This is a genomic window from Enterobacter sp. RHBSTW-01064 (genome assembly GCF_014103035.1).
Taxonomy (GTDB): Bacteria; Pseudomonadota; Gammaproteobacteria; order Enterobacterales; family Enterobacteriaceae; genus Enterobacter; species Enterobacter mori.
On sequence record NZ_JABXOU010000001.1, the window covers coordinates 1237782 to 1259151 of the forward strand.

The following is a 21370-nucleotide window of genomic DNA, read 5'->3' on the forward strand; positions in this document are numbered from 1 at the left end:
AATGTACTATGTTAAAGCGATATATCGCGCCCTTGTTACTCGGATCGCTGGCCCTGGCAGGCTGCCAGACACCGCCAGGTAAATTTACACCAGAACAAGTTGCGGCGATGAAGTCTTACGGCTTTAACGAACTGAATGGCGACTGGTCCCTGGGGCTGTCGGATAAAATCTTATTTGATAAAAATGATGCAAGACTGCGCCCGGAGAGTGAAACACAGATCCAGACCATGGCCTCGCGTCTGGCGGCAACCGGTCTGAACCACGCCCGGATGGACGGTCACACGGATAATTATGGTGAGGACAGCTATAACGAAGCGCTCTCGTTAAAACGCGCCAATGCCGTTGCAGACACCTGGGCAAAGGGTGCGAATATCCCACGCAGTAACCTCACCACGCGGGGATTAGGCAAAAAATATCCCGTTGCCAGCAACAGCACCTCGCAAGGGCGCGCTGAAAACCGCCGGGTCGCGGTAGTCATCAGCACGCCATAAGGTTATTTAACGGAGGATTCGGCGAGCGACACGCCTGACGCCGCTCGCCAGCGTAGCCAGTCGACAAATATAAACAAGGCCAGACTAACGCCCATCACCGGCAACGCCAGTCCCAGCAGAGCACTAACCACTATCGTGACCACCCTCCCCCAGAATGACAGCGCAAGCCAGCTCTGACAAAGCGTCTGCACCGGGTTCGCAGCTGACCTCGCCGGACGACGCATCCACCACATTCGGTATCCCCAGATAATGAGCACGCAAAGGGCAAGTCCGAACGCAACGAGCAGCAGCTGATTCACCAGCCCGAATAAGATCCCCATATGGAAATCCACGCCCCAGCGGGTCAGTTTTGCCATTAACGGGAAATCTTCAAAGCGGGTTCTGTCGATGACCTGCATCGTATTGGGATCAACCGCAACGGCATCAACCTGCGTTGGCCAGCTGCGATCGATTTCCGTTACCGTCCAGGCTCGATCGGACGTACTGGCGGGGCGGATCTCAAGCTTGTCAGCATCAATTCCTGCCTTTCGCGCAGCACTCAGCACGCCATCAAACTGCGTCAGATCCATCGCCATCTCCGGCACGATCATTCCCCCGTGATGGCCGCGATGTTCGGCGTGTTCGTCCATGACCATGGGCGTACCGGAGAGCATTGTATTGACCTGCGGCGTCAGCCAGTTCATCTCAGCACGCAGCTTATCAACGTTCCCTCCCGCCCACTGGGACCAGGTCAGGCCGGTTGCTGAGAATAACAACATTCCACCCAGCAGCGTCCAGCCTAACGCCACATGCACTCGACGTCGGTTCTGAAAGGGGTTGTTAATGCGCCGTTTGGGTCGGGTATAAAACCACAGCGCAATGCCGCCGAGCGCAGCGACCCACATCCACGAGGCCGCCAGCTCGCTGTAGAGCCGCCCAACATCGCCCAGCATCAGCGACGTATGCAGATAATCAATGGTCTGACGCAGCGGTAAAATTCCGCTGGTGCCGTATACCGTCATATCCCCCAGCACCGCCAGGCTTATCGGATCGACAAAGATAGCCCGATGTTCCGACGGACCAAGCGACGGGTCAGCAAACATCACGCGGGTGGTTTCACCTTCAGCCAGCCCCGGACGAACGGCGTGCAAACGCAGATCTGATCCAACGGTTTTTTCCGCCACGGCAATTTGTTCCGCCAGCGGCTGCAACTCGCCCACGGAATTCGTGTGGAGCGCGTGCCGGTAGAGCGCATTCTCCAGCTGCGGGGTTGCCACATACAGCGTACCGGTCAGCGCGGCGAAGAAGATAAACGGGCCGACAAACAGCCCAACGTAGAAATGGAGGCGACGCAGCAGGTTTCCCCATGCCGCGCGCGGCGTGCAGGTAGTCATACTTTTCCTTTTTAAGGCAGTAAGTTATCGATTTATTTTTAAAGGGAAAAAGCAGACTGCCGCGGCGGCGCGCGGGTATCAGGGTAAAGCCAGGGGAAAAAGTGCCAGTGGCTGACCACCTGGCGCGGCGGCTTAACGCGAAGCCTCTGCAGCACCACGCTGAGCAGAACAATCAGCGCCAGCATCACGCCAGGAACATGCGCTAACAGCACGCAGTAGCCGCAGGCCTCCGCATGGTCAACAGGCATGGAATGCTGCATATCACCGTGATGGTCATCCATCGACATCATGCTCATATCATGGTGCATGCCCGGCATGGAGCTCATGGGATCTTTTTGCAGCGAGACAGAGATAAGCGGCGCGACCACGATCAGCAGGATCGCAAACAGCGCGGTCAATGCCGCTGCGCGTTTCCCATTATGCTGATGCAGTACGTTATCCACTTACCCTCCGGTGAAGAGGCAAGCATTGTAAATGATTTATGTCGAAAGAGTTAATGCGTGAGATGCGATTACAAAAAAAAGGGCCAGCCTTTCGGCCAGCCCTTTCTAACAGGATGTCGCTTAAGCGAATCTTAGTTCAGACGCTCTTTAATACGAGCAGACTTACCAGTACGCTCACGCAGGTAGTACAGTTTAGCTTTACGTACAGCACCACGACGTTTAACAGCAATGCTGTCAACTACCGGAGAGTGAGTCTGGAAGACACGCTCAACGCCTTCGCCGTTGGAAATTTTACGAACAGTGAATGCAGAGTGCAGACCGCGGTTACGAATAGCGATAACCACGCCCTCGAATGCCTGCAGACGTTTTTTGGAACCTTCAACAACCCATACTTTCACTTCCACGGTGTCACCTGGACGGAAGGAAGGTACGTCCTGCTTCATCTGCTCTTGTTCAAGTTGCTTAATAATGTTGCTCATAATTTAATCTCTTATCCTGGGTAAACTGATATTCGGGAGCGTATTACGCATTCCCATCATGTTCATGCTGCTGGTGCGCGTGTTCAGTTTTGAACTCAGCCAGCAGCTTTGCTTGCTCTTCAGTCAGAGCCAGGTTTTCCAGAAGTTCAGGTCTTCTAAGCCAGGTTCGGCCCAGCGACTGCTTCAAACGCCAGCGACGTATCTCGGCATGGTTTCCAGACAGTAACACTGCCGGGACGTCCATCCCTTCTAACACTTCAGGACGAGTATAGTGTGGACAGTCCAGCAATCCATCGGCAAAGGAATCTTCCGTTGCCGAAGCTTCATGGCCCAGAACCCCCGGAATAAACCGGGCGACGGAGTCAATCAGCGTCATTGCGGGTAACTCACCACCGCTGAGAACGTAATCGCCGATAGACCATTCTTCGTCAATCTCGGTTTGAATTACGCGCTCATCTATCCCTTCGTAACGACCACAGACCAGAATCAGCTTTTGATTCGTCGCCAGTTCGCTCACGCCCGCTTGATCAAGCTTGCGTCCCTGAGGTGACAGATAAATCACCTTTGCGCCTTCACCTGCCGCGGCTTTTGCTGTGTGAATGGCGTCCCGTAAGGGTTGCACCATCATTAGCATCCCCGGTCCGCCGCCGTAAGGACGATCGTCCACGGTACGGTGCCGGTCATGAGTGAAGTCACGAGGACTCCAGCTCTGGATGCTCAGCAGGCCATTCTTTACTGCCCGGCCAGTTACCCCGTAATCGGTAATCGCGCGGAACATTTCAGGAAACAGGCTAATTATGCCAATCCACATAGCGCCGTCTTTTACCGTTTATCCGGAGAATTTAAAAACCAGGATCCCAATCTACTTCAATGGTTTGAGTAGTGAGATCGACTTTCTTGATAACCTGTCCATCGAGGAACGGAACCAACCGCTCCTTGATGCCAAATGCATCTTTCAGGTTTGCCTTAATGACGAGAACGTCATTTGACCCGGTTTCCATCATATCGATGACTTTCCCCAGGCTGTAGCCTTCGGTAGTGACTACCTGGCAACCCATAAGGTCTTTCCAGTAGTAGTCGCCCTCTTCCAGCTGTGGCAACTGCGACGAATCCACGACAATTTCACAATTAGTCAGGGCATTCGCGGCATCACGATCGTCAACGCCTTTCAGCTTGATGATGATGTCCTGATTGTGGTGACGCCAGCTTTCCAGCTCGACCTCTTCCCACTTACCGCCTTTCTGGATAAACCAGGGCTGGTAATTAAAAATGCTATCAGCGTCTTCAGTGGAGGAAAACACTCTGAGCCAACCACGGATACCGTAGCAAGAACCCATTTTTCCCAATACGATCGGTTCAACAGGTGCTTTATTGCTCATCATGACCACCGTGACAGATTAAGCTGCTTTGTTTGCTGCTTTGATCAGCGTAGCAACGCGATCGGAAACAGTAGCGCCCTGGCCAACCCAGTGAGCGATACGATCCAGATCCAGACGAGTTTCTTCTTCTGCGCCAGCGGCCAGTGGGTTGAAGAAACCAACGCGCTCGATGAAGCGACCGTTGCGTGCATTACGGCTGTCAGTCACAACAACCTGGTAGAACGGACGCTTTTTAGCGCCGTGACGAGCTAAACGAATAGTAACCATAACATCCTCTTGTGTGAATAAAACAACCGGGCCCCATCGAGGAACGGAGCCCGGGTGTCATATTAAAAGCCCGAAAATTTTACTCATTTTCGGGCAAAAAGCAATCTCAAAAGCGATTAACGCCCTGGAAAACCGGGTGGCATCATGCCTTTCATGCCGCGCATCATCTTCGCCATGCCGCCTTTCTTCATTTTCTTCATCATGCGCTGCATGTCGTCGAACTGTTTCAGAAGGCGGTTTACGTCCTGCACCTGCATGCCGCAACCGGCCGCGATACGGCGTTTACGGGAACCTTTGATGATTTCTGGCTTCGCACGCTCTTTCAGAGTCATCGAGTTGATGATCGCCTCCATACGCACCAGCACTTTGTCATCCATCTGGGATTTTACGTTGTCAGGGATCTGGCCCATGCCCGGCAGTTTGCCCATCAGGCTGGCCATGCCGCCCATGTTTTTCATCTGACGCAGTTGCTCAAGGAAGTCGGTGAGATCGAAACCGTCACCTTTTTTCAGCTTGCTGGCCAGCTTCTCGGCCTGCGCGCGGTCAACCTTGCTCTCGATATCTTCGATCAGCGACAGCACGTCGCCCATGCCGAGAATTCGAGAAGCAATGCGGTCCGGATGGAACGGCTCCAGCGCTTCGGTTTTCTCACCGACGCCGAGGAACTTGATTGGCTTACCGGTGATATGACGAATGGAGAGCGCCGCACCGCCGCGGGCGTCGCCGTCCACTTTGGTCAGCACCACGCCGGTTAACGGCAGCGCTTCGTTAAACGCTTTCGCGGTATTCGCCGCATCCTGACCGGTCATGGCGTCAACAACAAACAGGGTCTCTACCGGGTTGATAGAGGCATGCACCTGCTTGATCTCGTCCATCATCGCTTCGTCGACGTGCAGACGACCGGCGGTATCCACAAGCAGCACGTCGTAGAATTTCAGCTTCGCTTCTTTCAGCGCCGCGTTAACGATGTCGACAGGCTTCTGCGCCACGTCCGACGGGAAGAAATCCACGCCAACCTGCTCTGCCAGCGTTTCCAGCTGTTTGATCGCCGCCGGGCGATAGACGTCCGCAGACACCACCAGCACTTTTTTCTTGTGCTTTTCGCGCAGGAATTTTCCCAGCTTACCAACGCTGGTCGTTTTACCCGCACCCTGCAGGCCCGCCATCAGCACCACGGCCGGAGGCTGAGCGGCCAGGTTAAGCACCTGGTTCTCTTCGCCCATCGCCGAAACCAGTTCGTTACGTACGATTTTGACGAATTCCTGACCCGGAGTCAGGCTCTTGTTAACTTCATGTCCAACCGCTTTTTCTTTTACGCGGTTGATAAAATCACGCACGACCGGTAACGCAACGTCTGCTTCGAGCAGCGCCATGCGCACTTCGCGCAGCGTTTCCTTGATATTCTCTTCGGTGAGGCGTCCGCGGCCGCTGATGTTGCGCAGCGTGCGCGACAAACGATCGGTTAAATTATCAAACATTGTCTCTCGCCTGGGGTAGAAACGTTGGGTCGCGTAAGCGACACATACACAGAATTTTGCCGGAGTATAACATGAAGGCAGCTTTGTTGTTATGCAACGGTTGGAGCACGCGTCACGTAACGTTATACTGCTTATCTTTCTTATTAAGACAACTGTCGACGCCTATATGCCTGTTTTCGCACTGATCGCCCTTGTTGCCTACTCTGTCAGCCTCGCGCTGATCATTCCCGGCCTGCTGCAAAAAAACAGCGGCTGGCGGCGCATGGCTGTTCTTTCGGCGGTGATAGCACTGATAAGCCATGCTTTTGCACTGGAATCTCGCATTATTCCTGGCGACGGCAGCGTGCAAAACCTGAGCGTATTGAATGTCGGCTCACTGGTCAGCCTGATGATTTGTACGGTGATGACCATTGTTGCGTCCAAAAACCGCGGCTGGCTTCTGCTGCCGATTGTTTATGCCTTCGCGCTGATCAATCTGGCGTTAGCCACGTTTATGCCCAATGAGTTCATTACCCATCTGGAAGCGACGCCGGGGATGCTGGTGCATATCGGCCTGTCGCTGTTTGCCTACGCGACGCTGATTATTGCGGCGCTTTACGCCATGCAGCTCGCCTGGATTGATTACCAGTTGAAGAACAAAAAGCTGGCCTTCAATCACGAAATGCCGCCGCTGATGGTCATTGAGCGTAAGATGTTCCACATCACCCAGGTCGGCGTGGTGCTGCTGACGCTCACGCTCTGCACCGGTCTGTTTTACATGAAGAACCTGTTCAGCGTGGAGAATATCGATAAAGCGGTGCTCTCCATCATCGCGTGGTTTGTCTATATTGTCCTGTTGTGGGGCCATTATCACGAAGGCTGGCGCGGTCGTCGCGTAGTCTGGTTCAACGTCGCGGGCGCGGGCATTCTTACCCTTGCCTATTTTGGAAGTCGCTTCATACAGCAATTTGCTGGCTAAGTAACAAAGGAGTTCCCCCTGGAACACATCTCCACCACCACGCTGATCGTCACCCTGATCATCATGGTGGTCATCTCCGCCTATTTCTCAGGCTCGGAAACCGGCATGATGACGCTCAACCGCTACCGGTTACGCCATCGCGCCAAACAGGGTAACCGTGCCGCCCGCCGTGTCGAAAAGCTGCTGCGTAAACCGGATCGCCTGATTAGCCTTGTGCTTATCGGTAATAACCTCGTGAACATTCTCGCCTCGGCACTGGGCACCATCGTCGGGATGCGCCTGTATGGCAACGCTGGCGTCGCGATTGCCACCGGGGTACTGACGTTTGTCGTGCTGGTGTTTGCTGAAGTACTGCCCAAAACCATTGCCGCGCTTTACCCGGAGAAGGTCGCTTACCCGAGCAGCTTCCTGCTGGCACCGCTGTTGATCCTGATGATGCCGCTGGTCTGGCTGCTGAATATGGTGACTCGCCTGCTGATGCGCATGGTCGGCATCAAAGCAGACGTCACCATCAGCAGCGCGCTCAGCAAAGACGAGTTGCGCACCATCGTGAACGAATCCCGCTCACAGATCTCCCGGCGCAATCAGGACATGCTGTTGTCGGTACTGGATCTGGAAAAAGTCAGCGTGGACGACATCATGGTGCCGCGTAACGAGATCGTTGGGATTGATATCAACGACGACTGGAAAGCCATCGTCCGACAGCTGACGCACTCCCCACACGGGCGCATCGTGCTGTATCGCGATTCTCTGGATGATGCCATCAGCATGCTGCGCGTGCGTGAGGCGTATCGTCTGATGACCGAGAAAAAAGAGTTCACTAAAGAGGTGATGCTGCGCGCCGCAGATGAAATTTACTACGTGCCAGAAGGGACACCGCTCAGCATACAGCTGGTGAAGTTCCAGCGTAACAAGAAGAAAGTCGGTCTGGTAGTTGATGAGTACGGCGATATTCAGGGATTAGTGACGGTCGAAGATATTCTGGAAGAGATTGTCGGCGACTTTACCACATCCATGTCGCCTTCCCTTGCCGAAGAAGTCACCCCGCAAAATGACGGCTCGGTGCTGATCGACGGCAGTGCGAACATCCGTGAACTCAATAAAGCTTTCAACTGGCATTTACCGGAAGATGAAGCGCGCACCGTAAATGGAATGATTCTGGAAGCGCTGGAAGAGATCCCGGCAGCAGGAACGCGTGTGCGTATTGAACAGTATGATATTGATATCCTGGACGTGCAGGACAATATGATTAAGCAGGTGAAAGTCCTGCCCGTTAAGCCTCTACGCGAAAGTATTGCCGAATAAAATGTAGGCCGGGTAGGCGAACGCCGCCACCCGGCACTACAGGCAGCACATTACGCTTTCGCTTTCGCCACGGTCACCATTGCCGCGCGAATGGTACGGCCGTTCAGGGTATAACCTTTCTGCATCACACCCAACACCTTACCGGCTTCAATCTCTTCAGATTCCACCATGGCGATCGCCTGGTGTACGTTCGGATCCAGCGGTACATTGGTATCGGCAATCACTTCCACGCCAAACTTACGCACCACGTCCAGCATCGACTTCAACGTCAGCTCGATACCTTCGATCATTGCCGCGTTATCCGGATTCGCTTTGTCTGCCACTTCCAGCGCACGATCCAGGCTATCGATGACCGGCAGCAGTTCATTGACGAATTTTTCCAGCGCAAATTTGTGCGCTTTCTCAACGTCCAGCTCGGTACGACGACGCAGGTTTTCCATTTCCGCTTTGATACGCAGCACGCCATCGCGTTCGCGATTTTGCGCTTCTACCAGCTGGGCTTCCAGGTTGGCAATTTTTTCATCGCGCGGGTCCACCTGCTCAGCAGACGCTTCTGGCTCTACAGCCTCAACTTCATCGTGCTGTTCCGTGATAATTTCTTCAGGGGCTTGCCCCTCAGGCGTTTTCTGTTCTTTACTACTCATGAATTTCTCCGCGTTTTTCTGCATTCATCTCGCTAACTTCGCTTATTATGGGGATCAGTTTCCGGGATTCAAGGGAACAAGACAGATTGTCATCATTCATCAGGCACAAGGACCTCCAGAAAATGAATAATCATTTCAGGTGTATTGGGATCGTCGGGCATCCGCGTCACCCTACCGCATTGACGACACATGAAATGTTGTATCGCTGGCTGTGTGGCAAAGGCTATGAAGTGATGGTCGAACAGCAGATTGCTCAGGAGCTGCAGCTGAAGGGCGTTAAAACCGGCACGCTGGCAGAAATTGGTCAGCAGGCGGATCTCGCCGTGGTGGTGGGCGGCGACGGCAACATGCTTGGCGCAGCCCGCACGCTGGCGCGTTATGACATCAAGGTCATCGGCATCAACCGTGGCAATCTCGGTTTTTTAACCGATCTCGACCCGGATAACGCCCAGCAACAGCTGGCTGACGTGCTGGAAGGGCACTACATCAGCGAAAAACGTTTTTTGCTGGAAGCGCAGGTGTGCCAGCAGGACTGCCAGAAGCGCATCAGCACCGCGATCAACGAGGTGGTTCTCCACCCCGGTAAAGTGGCGCACATGATTGAGTTCGAAGTGTATATCGACGAAATCTTTGCTTTTTCGCAGCGCTCTGACGGGCTGATTATCTCAACGCCGACGGGCTCTACCGCCTACTCGCTTTCCGCTGGTGGCCCAATCCTGACGCCATCACTGGATGCCATTACCCTGGTGCCGATGTTCCCGCACACGCTCTCCGCCCGCCCGCTGGTTATCAACGGCGACAGCACGATTCGTCTGCGCTTCTCACACCGCCGTAATGACCTGGAGATCAGCTGCGACAGCCAGATAGCGCTGCCGATCCAGGAAGGTGAAGATGTCCTCATTCGTCGATGTGATTACCACCTGAATCTAATTCATCCGAAAGATTACAGCTATTTCAACACATTAAGCTCGAAGCTTGGCTGGTCAAAAAAATTGTTCTGATTTTGCACCCAGCACTTTACTGTATAAAAAACCAGTTTATACTGTATGAAAACACAGTCATGGTTTTTCATACAGGAAAACAATTATGCTGGCACAACTGACCATCAGCAACTTTGCCATTGTTCGTGAGCTTGAGATCGACTTCCACAGCGGCATGACGGCAATCACCGGTGAAACCGGTGCGGGTAAATCTATTGCCATTGATGCCCTCGGCTTGTGCCTTGGCGGCCGCGCAGAGGGCGATATGGTGCGCCGGGGCGCAACCCGTGCCGACCTGTGCGCCCGTTTTTCCCTGAAAGACACCCCTGCAGCCCTGCGCTGGCTGGAAGCGAACCAGCTCGAAGACGGACGTGAGTGTTTACTCCGCCGCGTCATCAGCAGCGACGGTCGTTCCCGCGGTTTTATCAACGGTACAGCGGTCCCCCTTTCCCAGCTTCGCGAGCTTGGCCAGTTGCTTATCCAGATCCACGGTCAGCACGCGCATCAACAGTTGATTAAACCCGAGCAGCAGAAGGCCCTTCTTGATGGCTACGCAGGTGAGTACGCGCTTACTCAGCTTATGGCGGAACACTATCGCCAGTGGCATCAGAGCTGCCGTGAACTCGCTCAACATCAGCAGCAAAGTCAGGAGCGAGCAGCCCGTGCGGAACTGCTGGCATATCAGCTTAAAGAGCTGAACGAATTCAACCCGCAGGCGGGAGAGTTTGAGCAAATCGACGAAGAGTACAAACGTCTGGCTAACAGCGGTCATTTACTTTCAACCAGCCAAAATGCGCTCAACATGCTGGCAGATGGCGAAGACGTAAATCTACAGAGCCAGTTGTATAACGTCCGTCAACTGGTTACCGAACTGGTCGGGATGGACAGTAAACTCTCTGGCGTCCTGGATATGCTGGAAGAAGCGGCCATTCAGATCTCCGAAGCGGGTGACGAACTGCGCCACTACTGTGAACGTCTGGATCTCGACCCGAACCGTTTGTTTGAGCTTGAGCAGCGTATATCCCGTCAGATCTCACTGGCGCGTAAGCACCACGTCACGCCGGAGGAGTTGCCAGCCTTTTATGAGTCTCTCCTTGATGAACAACACCAGCTCGACGATCAGGCTGATTCACTGGAAACGCTGTCTCTGGCGGTAAACCTGCACCATCAGCAGGCGCTGGCAACGGCGAAACAGCTGCACGATATCCGTCAGCACTATGCGCAGGAGTTAAGCCAGCACATCACCGACAGCATGCACACCCTGGCGATGCCGCACGGCGTGTTCAGTATTGATGTTCGCTTCGAAGAGAGCCACCTGACTGCGGAAGGCGCGGATCGCATCGAATTCCGCGTCACCACGAACCCAGGTCAGCCTTTGCAGGCCATCTCTAAGGTCGCCTCCGGCGGCGAACTGTCGCGTATTGCACTGGCGATTCAGGTGATTACCGCGCGTAAAATGGAAACCCCGGCGCTGATTTTCGATGAAGTGGATGTAGGGATCAGTGGTCCGACAGCGGCCATTGTAGGCAAACTGTTGCGCCAGTTGGGCGAATCGACTCAGGTGATGTGTGTCACCCACCTTCCACAGGTGGCTGGCTGTGGTCATCATCACTTTATCGTCAGCAAAGAGACGGATGGTGAAATGACCGAAACGCACATGAAACCGCTGGATAAACGCGCGCGTCTGCAGGAGCTGGCTCGCCTGCTCGGTGGTAGCGAAGTCACCCGCAATACGCTTGCGAATGCGAAAGAACTGCTGGCGGCATAAACTTTTTCGGGATCTCAGAGTCATAGAGAACAACAAAAACGCCGCCAGACCGGTTTCAAAGTGGGGCAAGGTCTATTATCATCGGCATATTACATATGAGCCGCGTTCTGCTCGGGCCCGAAAAGGAATCAAATCACTATGCGTTGTAAAATGCTGACCGCTGCCGCAGCGGTTCTTCTGATGTTGACCGCAGGCTGTTCCACTCTGGAGAAAGTGGTTTACCGTCCTGACATCAACCAGGGGAACTACCTTACCCCTAACGATGTGTCCAAAATCCGCGTGGGGATGACACAACAGCAGGTCGCTTATGCACTGGGAACCCCGATGATGTCCGATCCGTTCGGTACAAATACATGGTTCTATGTATTCCGTCAGCAGCCAGGCCACGAAGACGTGACCCAGCAAACCCTGACGTTGACCTTCAGCAGCGCCGGTGTCTTAACCAACATCGACAACAAGCCTGCCCTGACCAAGTAATCAGGTGTCAGAAATGCAAAAAGGTGCTCAATGAGCACCTTTTTTGTATCTGAGTTCTTACGAAGTATCGTAGCCCCGGTAAGCGCAGCGCCACCGGGGAAGAAAGCGCTACTTACTGGCCTTCTCCGCGCGCTGACGACGCAACTCTTTCGGGTCAGCAATCAGCGGGCGATAAATCTCAACCCGGTCGCCCTCTTTCAATACGTCGCCAAGTTTCACCGGACGGCTGTAAATCCCGACCTTATTCTTGGCCAGGTCGATGTCGCTGCGAAGCTCAAGGATGCCGGAAGCGCGAATAGCCGCCTCGACGGTGGCCCCCTCTTCCAGCGTCACGCGCTGCAGATACTGCTTCTCCGGCAGCGCGTACACCACTTCCACCGCGATCTTATGCGACACTGTAAACCTCTTTGGCGCGGGTCGTGAACGCCTGAACCATATTAGACGCCAGCTCTTTGAAGATGCGGCCAAACGCCAGCTCAATAAGCTTGTTGGTAAACTCGAAATCCAGCTGGAATTCGATACGACAAGCATCTGCGCTCAGCGGCGTAAATTTCCAGCCGCCCATCAGGGTCTTAAACGGACCATCCACCAGATGCATCAAAATACTCTGATTATCGGTCAGCGTATTGCGGGTGGTGAACGTCTTGCTGATCCCCGCTTTGGAGACATCCACCGCCGCCGTCATCTGCGTTGGGCCGGACTCCAGAACACGACTCCCGGTGCACCCGGGGATGAATTCAGGATAAGACTGAACGTCGTTCACTAACTGATACATTTGTTCCGCGCTGTAAGGCACGAGCGCAGTACGGCTAATCTGAGGCATAGCATTTTCCATGGTCACACAACGGACAAATAATAACATTTATCACCTGTTAAAAAAACGCTAAGCCTCATCTCGTGCTAATATAGCGCGTTAGACCTCACGGGACGCAATGAGGTGACTTTTTGAAATCAGATTACCGACGGCTTTACGACACTTATGACGAAGAAAAAAGCACATAAACCAGGATCGGCGACCATTGCGCAAAACAAGCGTGCTCGCCACGAGTATTTCATTGAAGAAGAATTCGAAGCAGGCCTTGCGCTGCAGGGCTGGGAAGTAAAATCGCTGCGCGCGGGTAAAGCGAACATTGGCGACAGCTACGTGATCCTGAAAGACGGCGAAGCTTTCCTGTTCGGTGCGAACTTTACACCGCTGACCGTCGCCTCTTCACACTACGTATGCGACCCAACACGCACGCGTAAACTTCTGCTGAACAAGCGTGAGCTTGAATCTCTTTACGGGCGCATCAACCGTGAAGGCTTTACCGTTGTTGCGCTCTCTATGTACTGGAAAAATGCCTGGTGCAAAGTGAAAATCGGCGTCGCGAAAGGTAAAAAACAGCACGACAAACGTACTGACCTGAAAGAGCGCGAATGGCAGTTGGATAAAGCGCGTATCATGAAAAACGCAGGACGTTGATTCTGCACACTTATTGTACTATTCAATAAGTTAGCGTTTCGGGCTGGTATCCAGGAAGTGAAATCTGGTATACTCAGTTCAACACTATTGGGGCTGATTCTGGATTCGACGGGATTTGCGAAACCCAAGGTGCATGCCGAGGGGCGGTTTGCCTCGTAAAAAGCCGCAAAAAAATAGTCGCAAACGACGAAAACTACGCTTTAGCAGCTTAATAACCTGCTAAGAGCCCTCTCTCCCTAGCTTCCGCTCTTAAGACGGGGATCAAAGAGAGGTCAAACCCAAAAGAGATCGCGTGGAAGCCCTGCCTGGGGTTGAAGCGTTAAAACTAATCAGGCTAGTTCGTTAGTGGCGTGTCTGTCCGCAGCTGGCGTGCGAATGTAAAGACAAACTAAGCATGTAGTACCGAGGATGTAGAAATTTCGGACGCGGGTTCAACTCCCGCCAGCTCCACCAAAATTCTCCATCGGCGATCACCAGAGTCGACTGATGAAGTCCTGAAAGCCCGCATGGCGCAAGCCCTGCGGGCTTTTTTGTGCCCTCAATTTGTCCCGCGAAGTCCGTAAATTTTCCCGACCATACTGGAGCATCACGCCATTAAACATTCTTCCTCTCATGCTCAATAAGCCATTCTTTTCGAGAAATCCCCCCTCCGTAACCCGTCATCGCGCCATCTTTTCGAATTATCCTGTGACAGGGGATCACAATCGCAATCCGGTTTGCACCATTAGCAGCAGCGACGGCGCGCACAGCATTTGGCTTATTCATCCGTTGTGAAATGGCCTGATAGTGTGAGGTCTGTCCATAGGGAACTGCCCGCAGCTCGCGCCAGACGGATTGTTGAAAATCACTCCCCGGGGCATCTACTGAGAGATCAAACTGTCGGCGCGTTCCGGCAAAATACTCGCTGATTTCTTTTACCGTCTGCCGGGTATGGCTGTTTTCTCCGGTGACGATTCTGGCGTTAAATAAACGCTGAATATCACGAAATTCTGTTTCTAACATCCGGCGATCGGTAAACTCCAGTAGACAAACTCCCCGCTCTGTCGCACAGACAAACATAGGACCAAGCGTCGTGGTAAAACGGTGAATAACAATCACCTGGGTTGCCTGAGTTGGCGCTGCACCAGTAAGTCGCTTGTAGGTATAACCAAACCCGCTCAGGGATTCATAGCCGTTGTCCAGCGCAACGTCAGTCGCCGTTCGTCCGCTTTTCAGCTCCTGCAGGGCAACGTTCACCCGCTGCATTCGTTGGAAAGCCTGAAAAGTAATGCCGTGATGTTGCAGGAACCAGCGTCTTACCCGCTCCGGACTGATTCCATGCTGGCGAAGCTCCGCGTCTGCAACACGGGATTTAATATCGCGCCTGACAAGCTCAAGCGCCTGTTCAACAAATAATGGCGCGCTGTGCGCATTCTCAGCAGGTCTGCAGACCTTACAGGGTCGAAAACCGGCCGCAAGGGCAGATTTGGCATCTTTATAAAATTCGACATTTTCACGTTTGGGCTTTCGCGCCCGACATACCGAAATGCAGAACACGCCAGTGGTTTTGACGCCGACAAAAAACACGCCAGTATATTCTGAAGCACGTTCCAGTAATGCCTGATACCAGATATCACATAAATTCTTATCGGTTATTTTCATCACCAAAAAGTCCTTCAAACGTCTGACGAGATCGGATCGTAAGCATGATATCAGTCAGCGTTGACTGCATGGCTGAATGCACAAAATTGCCCATTGAAATGCGGCTTACCCCGGCCAGCTTTAGCCTGTCGAACGACGGAAGGTCGGGCATACACATGACATTAAGAGGCAGACCCGTTGCCTCTGCAATGAGGTTGATGTCTTTCTCGGACGTCAGACAGGGAACAAAAAGGCCGTCAGCACCTGCAGCTTTATAGCTCTGACCCCGTAATATCGTCTCCTGCAACGCGTCAACCTGTCCGAGCAGGTAAGTGTCAGTCCGGATGTTCAGAAACAGGCTGAAATTTTCACTTCTTAGCGCATCGCTTACTGCTTTCAGATTGCGGGAAAACACAGAGGGATCGTCAATCTGACGCACCCCGTTTATGACTCTGCTGTCTTCGAGGTTAACGCCTGCTACGCCTGTCTGAGCAAGGCGCCTGAGATTGGCTGTTATCTCTTCGGCTGAATCACCATACCCTGCTTCCATGTCAACGCTCAATGGCAGTTTGCTGACAGCCTGGATACGGGTGACCATATAAAATAACGCATCAAACGGTATTCCCTGCCCGTCTTCATATCCTAGTGTGGACGCGATTGCTGCGCTGGACGTTCCCAATGCCTGATAACCTGCTTCTTGTGCTGCGACAGCACTGGCGGCATCCCAGACATTAGCGATAAGAAGTGGCTCATACTGGTTGTGGAGTTCTGCAAAGTTCATATTCAAATCCTCTCGATAGATTGAAAATGAATCTAAGCAGTCGGCTAAAACGTCACAACCGAAATTCAGACGACCATTTTTTTAGCAAACGTCGTCTGAACTTGGGGGCGAACCAGACCAAAACCTTTAGGGTCGGGTTCAGGCTTTCAGCATGGCAAAGTACTGATGAAATCCAGATTTAACCGGGAAGAGATCTTCAGAATTGTGGATGAGGAAGTCGCCCCTGCTTACAGGCTAATCTGCTTTACAACCCAACGCCGGTGATGGACGGTTGGTCAGAGGAAGACATCAAACGGCTTGTCACAGCGTATTTGAAAAGTAAGCCGACAATTATCGAATGCATCATTCCTGCCCGGCTACTGTTAAAACAACGGCGTAAACACATCAGCAAGGAACTTAACGGGCTATCCGCTGAGCTGGATAAAGGTGTAATAAGTTAGAAAGCGAGATGATAACTAAAGGATGTTAATAGCACAGGTCTTCTCGCACAGACAAAAAACCGCATACCTCAGGCATGCGGTTTTTATATACCCGTCAGGTCAACCTTACTCGGCGACCACAAACCCCGGCAGCTCGGCATCGAAATAGTTGTGATACATATTCATCACCTCAGGGTTGCGGAAGCTGTAGGTTTTTAGCAGCCAGCGTTTTTCCGCGGAATAAGGATCTCGCACCTGGATGATTTCCCGGTTATGCAAAGAGTCCTGATTGGCGAAGGAGAACAGGTCGCCTTTGTTAATCGCGACGCGGCCTTTTGCCGCTTTGGTGATCGACACCTTAAGGTCAATCAATGCTTTGATCGCCTCTGCTGGCGCGTCCGGAGAATAAGTCGTTCGTGTGTCGTAGTAGCGAAAAGTATGAATATTTTCCAGGATAGGATGCAGTTCAGAATCAATCTGGCTGGCGTTCGAATCGCGAGAGTATTCATCAAAAGGGGTAATAAAAAGCGGCTTTCGTAACCACTCCTGGGATTCAGCTTTCAGGTTATCCAGAATCGCTTTACCGTCCAGGTAGCCGGTAAAAATCAGGTTTTCTTCGCTGCAACGCATGCCTAATAAGCTGAGAAAATCAGCGCGCACGGGGTGAGCCGTACGATCGTTGTGGTAGTAAAGTTCGCCGTCCGTTTTTTGCGTTTGTGTGTTGCTGTATTTTTTGTCGGCATAAACATCATGGAAAAAATCACCGTTGTTGCGCGTGCGGTAGGCCAGTAACGGGGAGTCGGTGAGCTGAGCGAACAGCTCCAGCAGCGCCTCTCCAACAAAGGTCAGCTTTTTGGCGTACTTATCGTTAACGGGATTGGTCTGATCAAATTCAGGAATGATGGTGTCGAGTGGAACGTTTTTTAATAAATGCGCGTTAATCCCCTGATCCTTGCGTTCTTGCCTGACGCGCTCGCAGGCCTGTACAAAAAAAGTGGGAACCAAACCATTTTCAATGAGTTCGGTGATGGACTGCTTGAAAAGTTTGTAGTCCGTATAAGGGCTGATGGTGACGCGGCTGATAAGTTTTGATAGCTCATCTTTTTGAAGATCGTTAAACTCTAGCTGGGTGATCATAGTTTGATTGCCTTATGTACGCTCAAAACAGACGCTGCACCCTGAGAAAGTAAGGCGTCTTGTTTTGAGTCTTATGGTTGTAATGGATTAAATCTTTCCTGTTTGCCTTGCGTAAGCGAACAAGCCACCCGCGGCGACAATGTTCGCAAGTTCCCCTACCGGAGCGGTTTTCAGAATCCCATCAGCAGTAGCGATCTGATGAGCGTCTAAATCGATTTCAATGGTATCCCCCGTTTTCAGCGCACGGATATCGCAGCCTTCATTCAGCGTGACGGGCATGATTTGCCCCGTGGATACACAGTTGCGGAAAAAAATACGGGCGAACGACTGCGCGACAACGGCCTTCACGCCGGATGCTCCCAGTGCCACTACCGCATGCTCGCGCGAAGAGCCACAGCCAAAATTTTTCCCGGCCACAATAAAGTCATAACCGGCACGCTGCGTCTGCGGATTGATAAACGGCAGCGCCCCTTCCGGCAGTCCGCACATGGCAAGCGTTGCCAGCTCCTCACGCCCCTCGGCAGAGGCCGGGTTAATTTTCAAATATTCCGCCGTTAATATCTGGTCGGTATCGATATTGTCGCCTAACACATAAACCGTACCGCGCATTACGTTATTAATAGTCATTAGTTAAGTACCGTTCTGGATTAGTAATAAAACCGGACACTGCTGCGGCAGCCACGGCATACGGTGAGGCCAGATAAATCATCGCGCCCTTATTTCCCATTCGTCCCACAAAATTACGGTTGGTGGTTGAAATCACGCTTATCGGATCCCTGACTCTACCAAAGGTATCCGCGGGTCCGCCGCAGCAGGCCGCGCAGCCGGGTTCAGACGATAATTTGACGCCAGCACGGGTCAGAATTTCGTAAACGGAACGGCCCTTCACCTGCGTAGTGATCAGATTATGAAATACCTCTTTGGTCGCAGGGACGGCATAGGTTGGAATGGTCACCTTGCGCTGCCAGAGTATTTCTGCAGCAGCAATAAAATCATCCGTTTTACCGCCCGTGCAGGAGCCAATATAGGCTTGTGAAATAGCAATGTTTTCCAGCTGCGCTACCGCCACCACATTATCCGGCGAGTGTGGCCGTGCAATAACGCTGGTTAATCCCGAGACGTCAATATCAATCGTGCGAACGTATTGAGCATCTTCATCAGGCGTCATCACGGTATACGGGATGCGGGTTCGGGTCGCCAGATAATCCAGCGTGGCCTGATTTGGCACCATAATGCCGTTTTTAGCCCCGCACTCCACGACCATATTGCACATCGTCATCCGCTCTTCGACCGATAATTCGTCGATGACGTTTCCGGTAAATTCGATGGCATTATAGGTCGCCCCTTCCACGCCCAGTTCTTTCATCAACACCAGAATTAAATCTTTCGCCTGGACGCTTTTCGCTTTCTTTCCGTAGTAATTCACTTTTATGGTGGCGGGAACCATCAGCGGAATCTCCCCCGTGCCCAGGGCATACGCCCCGTCAGTGATCCCCACGCCAATGGCGAAAGTGCCAAAGGCGCCAGCGGTCACGGTGTGAGAATCGGTCCCCAACAGCACCTCTCCCGGCCGGGTATGTCCCCCTTCCGCCAGACCGATATGGCACACACCTTTATAGTCTGGGGTACCCACATCATAAAAATGCGTAATATTTTGCGCGTTTGCGAATTCCCGCATCACCCGAATATTTTGATTCGCCTGTGGGTCTGCGGAATAAACAAAGTGGTCAGGGATCATAATAAAACGATCCGGGTCCCAGACTTTTGCTTCCTCACCAAACTCTTTTTTAAATACGCTGGCGACGCCAGGCGTGCAGGGGTCGTGGGACATCAATACATCAACATTCACGAAAATAACTTCACCCGGTGAAACATGCGTTCTGTTACTGGCTTTGGCGATAATTTTTTCGGTTAACGTCATCCCCTGATTGATATTTACCGACGCATAATCATCAGTCTCGTGAATATTCATTTTTTTCTCCTCATTATCTGATGAGGAAATTACACCGTACAGAGGAGGGTCTTTCAACGGGAATCCGTTATTAGTCAGGTTAGTTTCATTTTGCGTGTGAATTGTTCCTCAGGTGGAACTGTGGTCCCCGCTGCGCAGATTCTTTAAGTAAAGAAGAGCAGATATGCATACCACCGAAATATAGATCAGACAGAAGATCAGCATCAGCGTGGTAAAGTCCCGACTCACCAGCAGCCACGCCCCGACGGCCAGTAAAAATGCATTGGCCAGCCCGAAATCACGCTCCATGCGTGCAAACACGCGCATGCGTTCATCCGGGGTATTGGCAGAGAGATCGAGGTTAGCAAGCGTGACGGGCCGAATCGTCCCTGAGCCAAACCCCAGCAGCACCAGCGCCAGCAGCCCGGAGATAAAATAGTCCATGCCTTTCGCTGCAAGCCATTCATTGCTGGCAAAAAGGCCCAGCGCCGCCGTCATGAAAAGGCTGGTCGTCGCCAGCAACGCCGTTACCCCAAACCGGGCGATGAAAGGTCCGGCTATTTTGATTGCCCCCCAGGACGAGAGCGTGAAGCAGCTCAGCACGGCACCGAAAAGCAGAGGGTCGACGTTCACCATAATAAAGTAGAACGGAATAAAGCCGATGAAAGGTGCCAGCGTAAACGCTCTTGAGATGGAATAGAACAGCATCCAGAAGAGCTGATCCCCTCTGGGTGAAAAAGAGACCCGCTCAACAGGCCGCGCAGGTTCATGCTCTGACCCCTGCACGCGAATCAGCAATACGCATCCGGAGGAGATAACGCTCACCAGAATGGCGGCGATAAACGGCCACTGGGGATTATAGTCAAACAGAATGCTCCCCAGCGATCCTGCCACCAGCGTGGCAATAAACATCCCGCTTTGCGACGTGGTCTGGATCTGCATAAACCGGTGCTGATCGCCTGCGGTGAGCTGGCGCAGCAGGGCCGCATCCGTGGTTAGCGCGATGGTAAACCCCGCGCCGCCAAGCAGCTGCGACGCCACCAGCAGAGTAAGATTGACCTCACTTTGCCGGGTACTCCACAGCATCAGCGCCATTCCCAGCGCCTTCAACAGTTCGCCTGCAATCACCGTCTGTCTGGGAGACGAGAAGCGCAGCAGCCAGCCAGGTATGCCGCTGCTGAAAGTACTGGTTAATCCATACAGCGCCAGCAGGAAAATAATCCGGTACATCCCCATATCTATCGTCCAGAAATAGAGTAACAAGACGGGAAGATGGAAATAGCAACGGGAAATAATACGGTAGGCCAGGAACAGGCCATGGTTGCCAGATCCGGGATGTGACCGGCGCGTCGTCATGACGACAGCATCGCCATAATGTCCATATCTCCCGCACGAAGGATGTTAATCTCCTCCTCCAGCAGCGAGACGATGGTGCTCGAGACCGTTGTCACAGGGCGCTGGGCTGCGGGCAGAATATAACCCACACGGTCGCCAAACGTCTGGCGGGCGGCATCAATGTCGATCAGGCAGTCAGACTCCACGCCGGAGAGATTGGCAGAACTCATCCCCAGCGGGCGGCCAAACAGCGCAATGACCTCTCGCAACACGCTCTGATGGTTGCACACCAGAGAAACAGATTCAGGCTTCAGATACGGGTTCTGCGGTACTTTATCCGATGCCGGAACCACCACATTCAGCGCGCCGGGCATGGCACCAATCAGCTTGTCGAGCGCAGCGCGGTGCTGAAGCTTATCAACAGCGATGTACTCCCACGCCTGTGCCGGTTCCGCGACAAAAAGCGTCAGCGGTTTCTGTCGTTCGCGTTTTTTGAGATCGTAAATTTTCTGGCAGGCGTCAATATTCCACGGGTCTGCCGCCAGGGCGTAATTGGTGTCCGTGGGAACCAGAACCACCTCACCGCGCTTGAGGGCGGCGACCGTATTGTGTATATGCTGCAT

The 21370-nt window shown here is 52.9% G+C and carries 24 protein-coding genes and 1 other RNA gene; 8 read left to right on the forward strand and 17 right to left on the reverse strand.

Annotated elements, in window-relative coordinates:
- The first annotated feature begins 8 nt into the window (after positions 1 to 8).
- A complete protein-coding gene (locus HV355_RS05705) occupies positions 9 to 491 on the forward strand; it encodes an OmpA family protein (RefSeq protein WP_108416517.1) in 483 nt (160 codons plus the stop codon).
- A 2-nt stretch (positions 492 to 493) separates the two neighbouring features.
- Here the strand turns inward: HV355_RS05705 and HV355_RS05710 are convergent, their stop codons facing one another.
- The 7 genes from HV355_RS05710 to ffh form a co-directional block, all read right to left on the reverse strand.
- Positions 494 to 1864 (reverse strand): PepSY-associated TM helix domain-containing protein, encoded by a 1371-nt coding sequence (locus HV355_RS05710; RefSeq protein ID WP_182401181.1) that lies wholly within the window; start codon positions 1862 to 1864, stop codon positions 494 to 496.
- A gap of 38 nt (positions 1865 to 1902) precedes the next feature.
- Entirely contained in the window at positions 1903 to 2307 is a 405-nt protein-coding gene (locus tag HV355_RS05715; protein WP_182401183.1) for a DUF2946 domain-containing protein, read from the reverse strand.
- A gap of 131 nt (positions 2308 to 2438) precedes the next feature.
- Positions 2439 to 2786 carry a 50S ribosomal protein L19 gene (rplS, locus tag HV355_RS05720; RefSeq protein ID WP_002914145.1) on the reverse strand — a complete coding sequence of 116 codons (348 nt, stop codon included), beginning with the start codon at positions 2784 to 2786 and terminating at the stop codon, positions 2439 to 2441.
- A 43-nt stretch (positions 2787 to 2829) separates the two neighbouring features.
- Positions 2830 to 3597 (reverse strand): tRNA (guanosine(37)-N1)-methyltransferase TrmD, encoded by a 768-nt coding sequence (trmD, locus tag HV355_RS05725; RefSeq protein ID WP_010434154.1) that lies wholly within the window; start codon positions 3595 to 3597, stop codon positions 2830 to 2832.
- A 31-nt stretch (positions 3598 to 3628) separates the two neighbouring features.
- A complete protein-coding gene (rimM, locus tag HV355_RS05730) occupies positions 3629 to 4168 on the reverse strand; it encodes a ribosome maturation factor RimM (RefSeq protein ID WP_021241995.1) in 540 nt (179 codons plus the stop codon).
- Positions 4169 to 4183: 15 nt separating this feature from the next.
- Positions 4184 to 4432, reverse strand: a complete 249-nt coding sequence (gene rpsP / locus HV355_RS05735; RefSeq protein ID WP_003863133.1) for a 30S ribosomal protein S16 — start codon at positions 4430 to 4432, stop codon at positions 4184 to 4186.
- A gap of 116 nt (positions 4433 to 4548) precedes the next feature.
- The gene (gene ffh / locus HV355_RS05740; protein WP_003863132.1) at positions 4549 to 5910 is read right to left on the reverse strand and encodes a signal recognition particle protein; all 1362 of its coding nucleotides are present in this window, start codon (positions 5908 to 5910) and stop codon (positions 4549 to 4551) included.
- A gap of 166 nt (positions 5911 to 6076) precedes the next feature.
- Between ffh and HV355_RS05745 the strand changes: the two genes are divergently transcribed.
- Positions 6077 to 6868, forward strand: coding sequence for an inner membrane protein YpjD (locus HV355_RS05745; RefSeq protein ID WP_041951454.1), 792 nt, complete (start codon positions 6077 to 6079; stop codon positions 6866 to 6868).
- An 18-nt stretch (positions 6869 to 6886) separates the two neighbouring features.
- Positions 6887 to 8173, forward strand: a complete 1287-nt coding sequence (locus tag HV355_RS05750; protein ID WP_089600713.1) for an HlyC/CorC family transporter — start codon at positions 6887 to 6889, stop codon at positions 8171 to 8173.
- A gap of 50 nt (positions 8174 to 8223) precedes the next feature.
- Here HV355_RS05750 and grpE read toward each other — a convergent pair whose 3' ends face one another.
- The gene (grpE, locus tag HV355_RS05755) at positions 8224 to 8817 is read right to left on the reverse strand and encodes a nucleotide exchange factor GrpE (RefSeq protein WP_139157916.1); all 594 of its coding nucleotides are present in this window, start codon (positions 8815 to 8817) and stop codon (positions 8224 to 8226) included.
- 122 nt (positions 8818 to 8939) lie between these two features.
- Between grpE and nadK the strand changes: the two genes are divergently transcribed.
- From nadK to bamE, 3 genes are all read left to right on the forward strand, one after another.
- Positions 8940 to 9818: an NAD(+) kinase gene (gene nadK, locus HV355_RS05760; protein ID WP_042717523.1), complete on the forward strand. Its 879-nt coding sequence runs from the start codon at positions 8940 to 8942 to the stop codon at positions 9816 to 9818.
- 85 nt (positions 9819 to 9903) lie between these two features.
- Positions 9904 to 11565, forward strand: coding sequence for a DNA repair protein RecN (gene recN, locus HV355_RS05765; protein ID WP_182401185.1), 1662 nt, complete (start codon positions 9904 to 9906; stop codon positions 11563 to 11565).
- A gap of 138 nt (positions 11566 to 11703) precedes the next feature.
- Positions 11704 to 12042, forward strand: coding sequence for an outer membrane protein assembly factor BamE (gene bamE / locus HV355_RS05770; protein ID WP_014884883.1), 339 nt, complete (start codon positions 11704 to 11706; stop codon positions 12040 to 12042).
- 108 nt (positions 12043 to 12150) lie between these two features.
- Here the strand turns inward: bamE and HV355_RS05775 are convergent, their stop codons facing one another.
- Together HV355_RS05775 and HV355_RS05780 are read right to left on the reverse strand one after the other, a co-directional pair.
- Entirely contained in the window at positions 12151 to 12438 is a 288-nt protein-coding gene (locus tag HV355_RS05775) for an RnfH family protein (protein WP_008502503.1), read from the reverse strand.
- Complete coding sequence (locus tag HV355_RS05780; protein ID WP_010434164.1) at positions 12428 to 12865, reverse strand: type II toxin-antitoxin system RatA family toxin; 438 nt, start codon at positions 12863 to 12865, stop codon at positions 12428 to 12430. The genes HV355_RS05775 and HV355_RS05780 overlap by 11 nt, the downstream gene beginning before the upstream one ends.
- Positions 12866 to 13021: 156 nt before the next feature.
- Between HV355_RS05780 and smpB the strand changes: the two genes are divergently transcribed.
- Complete coding sequence (gene smpB, locus HV355_RS05785; protein WP_006178063.1) at positions 13022 to 13504, forward strand: SsrA-binding protein SmpB; 483 nt, start codon at positions 13022 to 13024, stop codon at positions 13502 to 13504.
- Between the two features lie 89 nt (positions 13505 to 13593).
- Positions 13594 to 13957: a transfer-messenger RNA gene (ssrA, locus tag HV355_RS05790) on the forward strand.
- Between the two features lie 141 nt (positions 13958 to 14098).
- Here ssrA and HV355_RS05795 read toward each other — a convergent pair.
- The 7 genes from HV355_RS05795 to HV355_RS05825 all read right to left on the reverse strand — a co-directional run bounded on the left by HV355_RS05795 (position 14099) and on the right by HV355_RS05825 (position 21370).
- Entirely contained in the window at positions 14099 to 15145 is a 1047-nt protein-coding gene (locus HV355_RS05795; RefSeq protein ID WP_182401187.1) for a methylated-DNA--[protein]-cysteine S-methyltransferase, read from the reverse strand.
- On the reverse strand, positions 15129 to 15905 hold the full coding sequence (locus HV355_RS05800; RefSeq protein WP_182401189.1) for an isocitrate lyase/phosphoenolpyruvate mutase family protein: 777 nt from the start codon (positions 15903 to 15905) through the stop codon (positions 15129 to 15131). Before HV355_RS05800 ends, HV355_RS05795 begins: the two co-directional genes overlap by 17 nt.
- Before the next feature lie 545 nt (positions 15906 to 16450).
- On the reverse strand, positions 16451 to 17461 hold the full coding sequence (locus HV355_RS05805) for a TauD/TfdA family dioxygenase (RefSeq protein ID WP_010434255.1): 1011 nt from the start codon (positions 17459 to 17461) through the stop codon (positions 16451 to 16453).
- Positions 17462 to 17548: 87 nt separating this feature from the next.
- Positions 17549 to 18088, reverse strand: a complete 540-nt coding sequence (locus HV355_RS05810; RefSeq protein WP_010434257.1) for a 3-isopropylmalate dehydratase small subunit — start codon at positions 18086 to 18088, stop codon at positions 17549 to 17551.
- The gene (locus HV355_RS05815; RefSeq protein ID WP_148400961.1) at positions 18078 to 19433 is read right to left on the reverse strand and encodes an aconitase/3-isopropylmalate dehydratase large subunit family protein; all 1356 of its coding nucleotides are present in this window, start codon (positions 19431 to 19433) and stop codon (positions 18078 to 18080) included. Before HV355_RS05815 ends, HV355_RS05810 begins: the two co-directional genes overlap by 11 nt.
- A 108-nt stretch (positions 19434 to 19541) precedes the next feature.
- Positions 19542 to 20768 (reverse strand): MFS transporter, encoded by a 1227-nt coding sequence (locus HV355_RS05820; protein WP_182401191.1) that lies wholly within the window; start codon positions 20766 to 20768, stop codon positions 19542 to 19544.
- Positions 20765 to 21370 (reverse strand): L-threonylcarbamoyladenylate synthase, encoded by a 606-nt coding sequence (locus HV355_RS05825; protein ID WP_042713381.1) that lies wholly within the window; start codon positions 21368 to 21370, stop codon positions 20765 to 20767. Before HV355_RS05825 ends, HV355_RS05820 begins: the two co-directional genes overlap by 4 nt.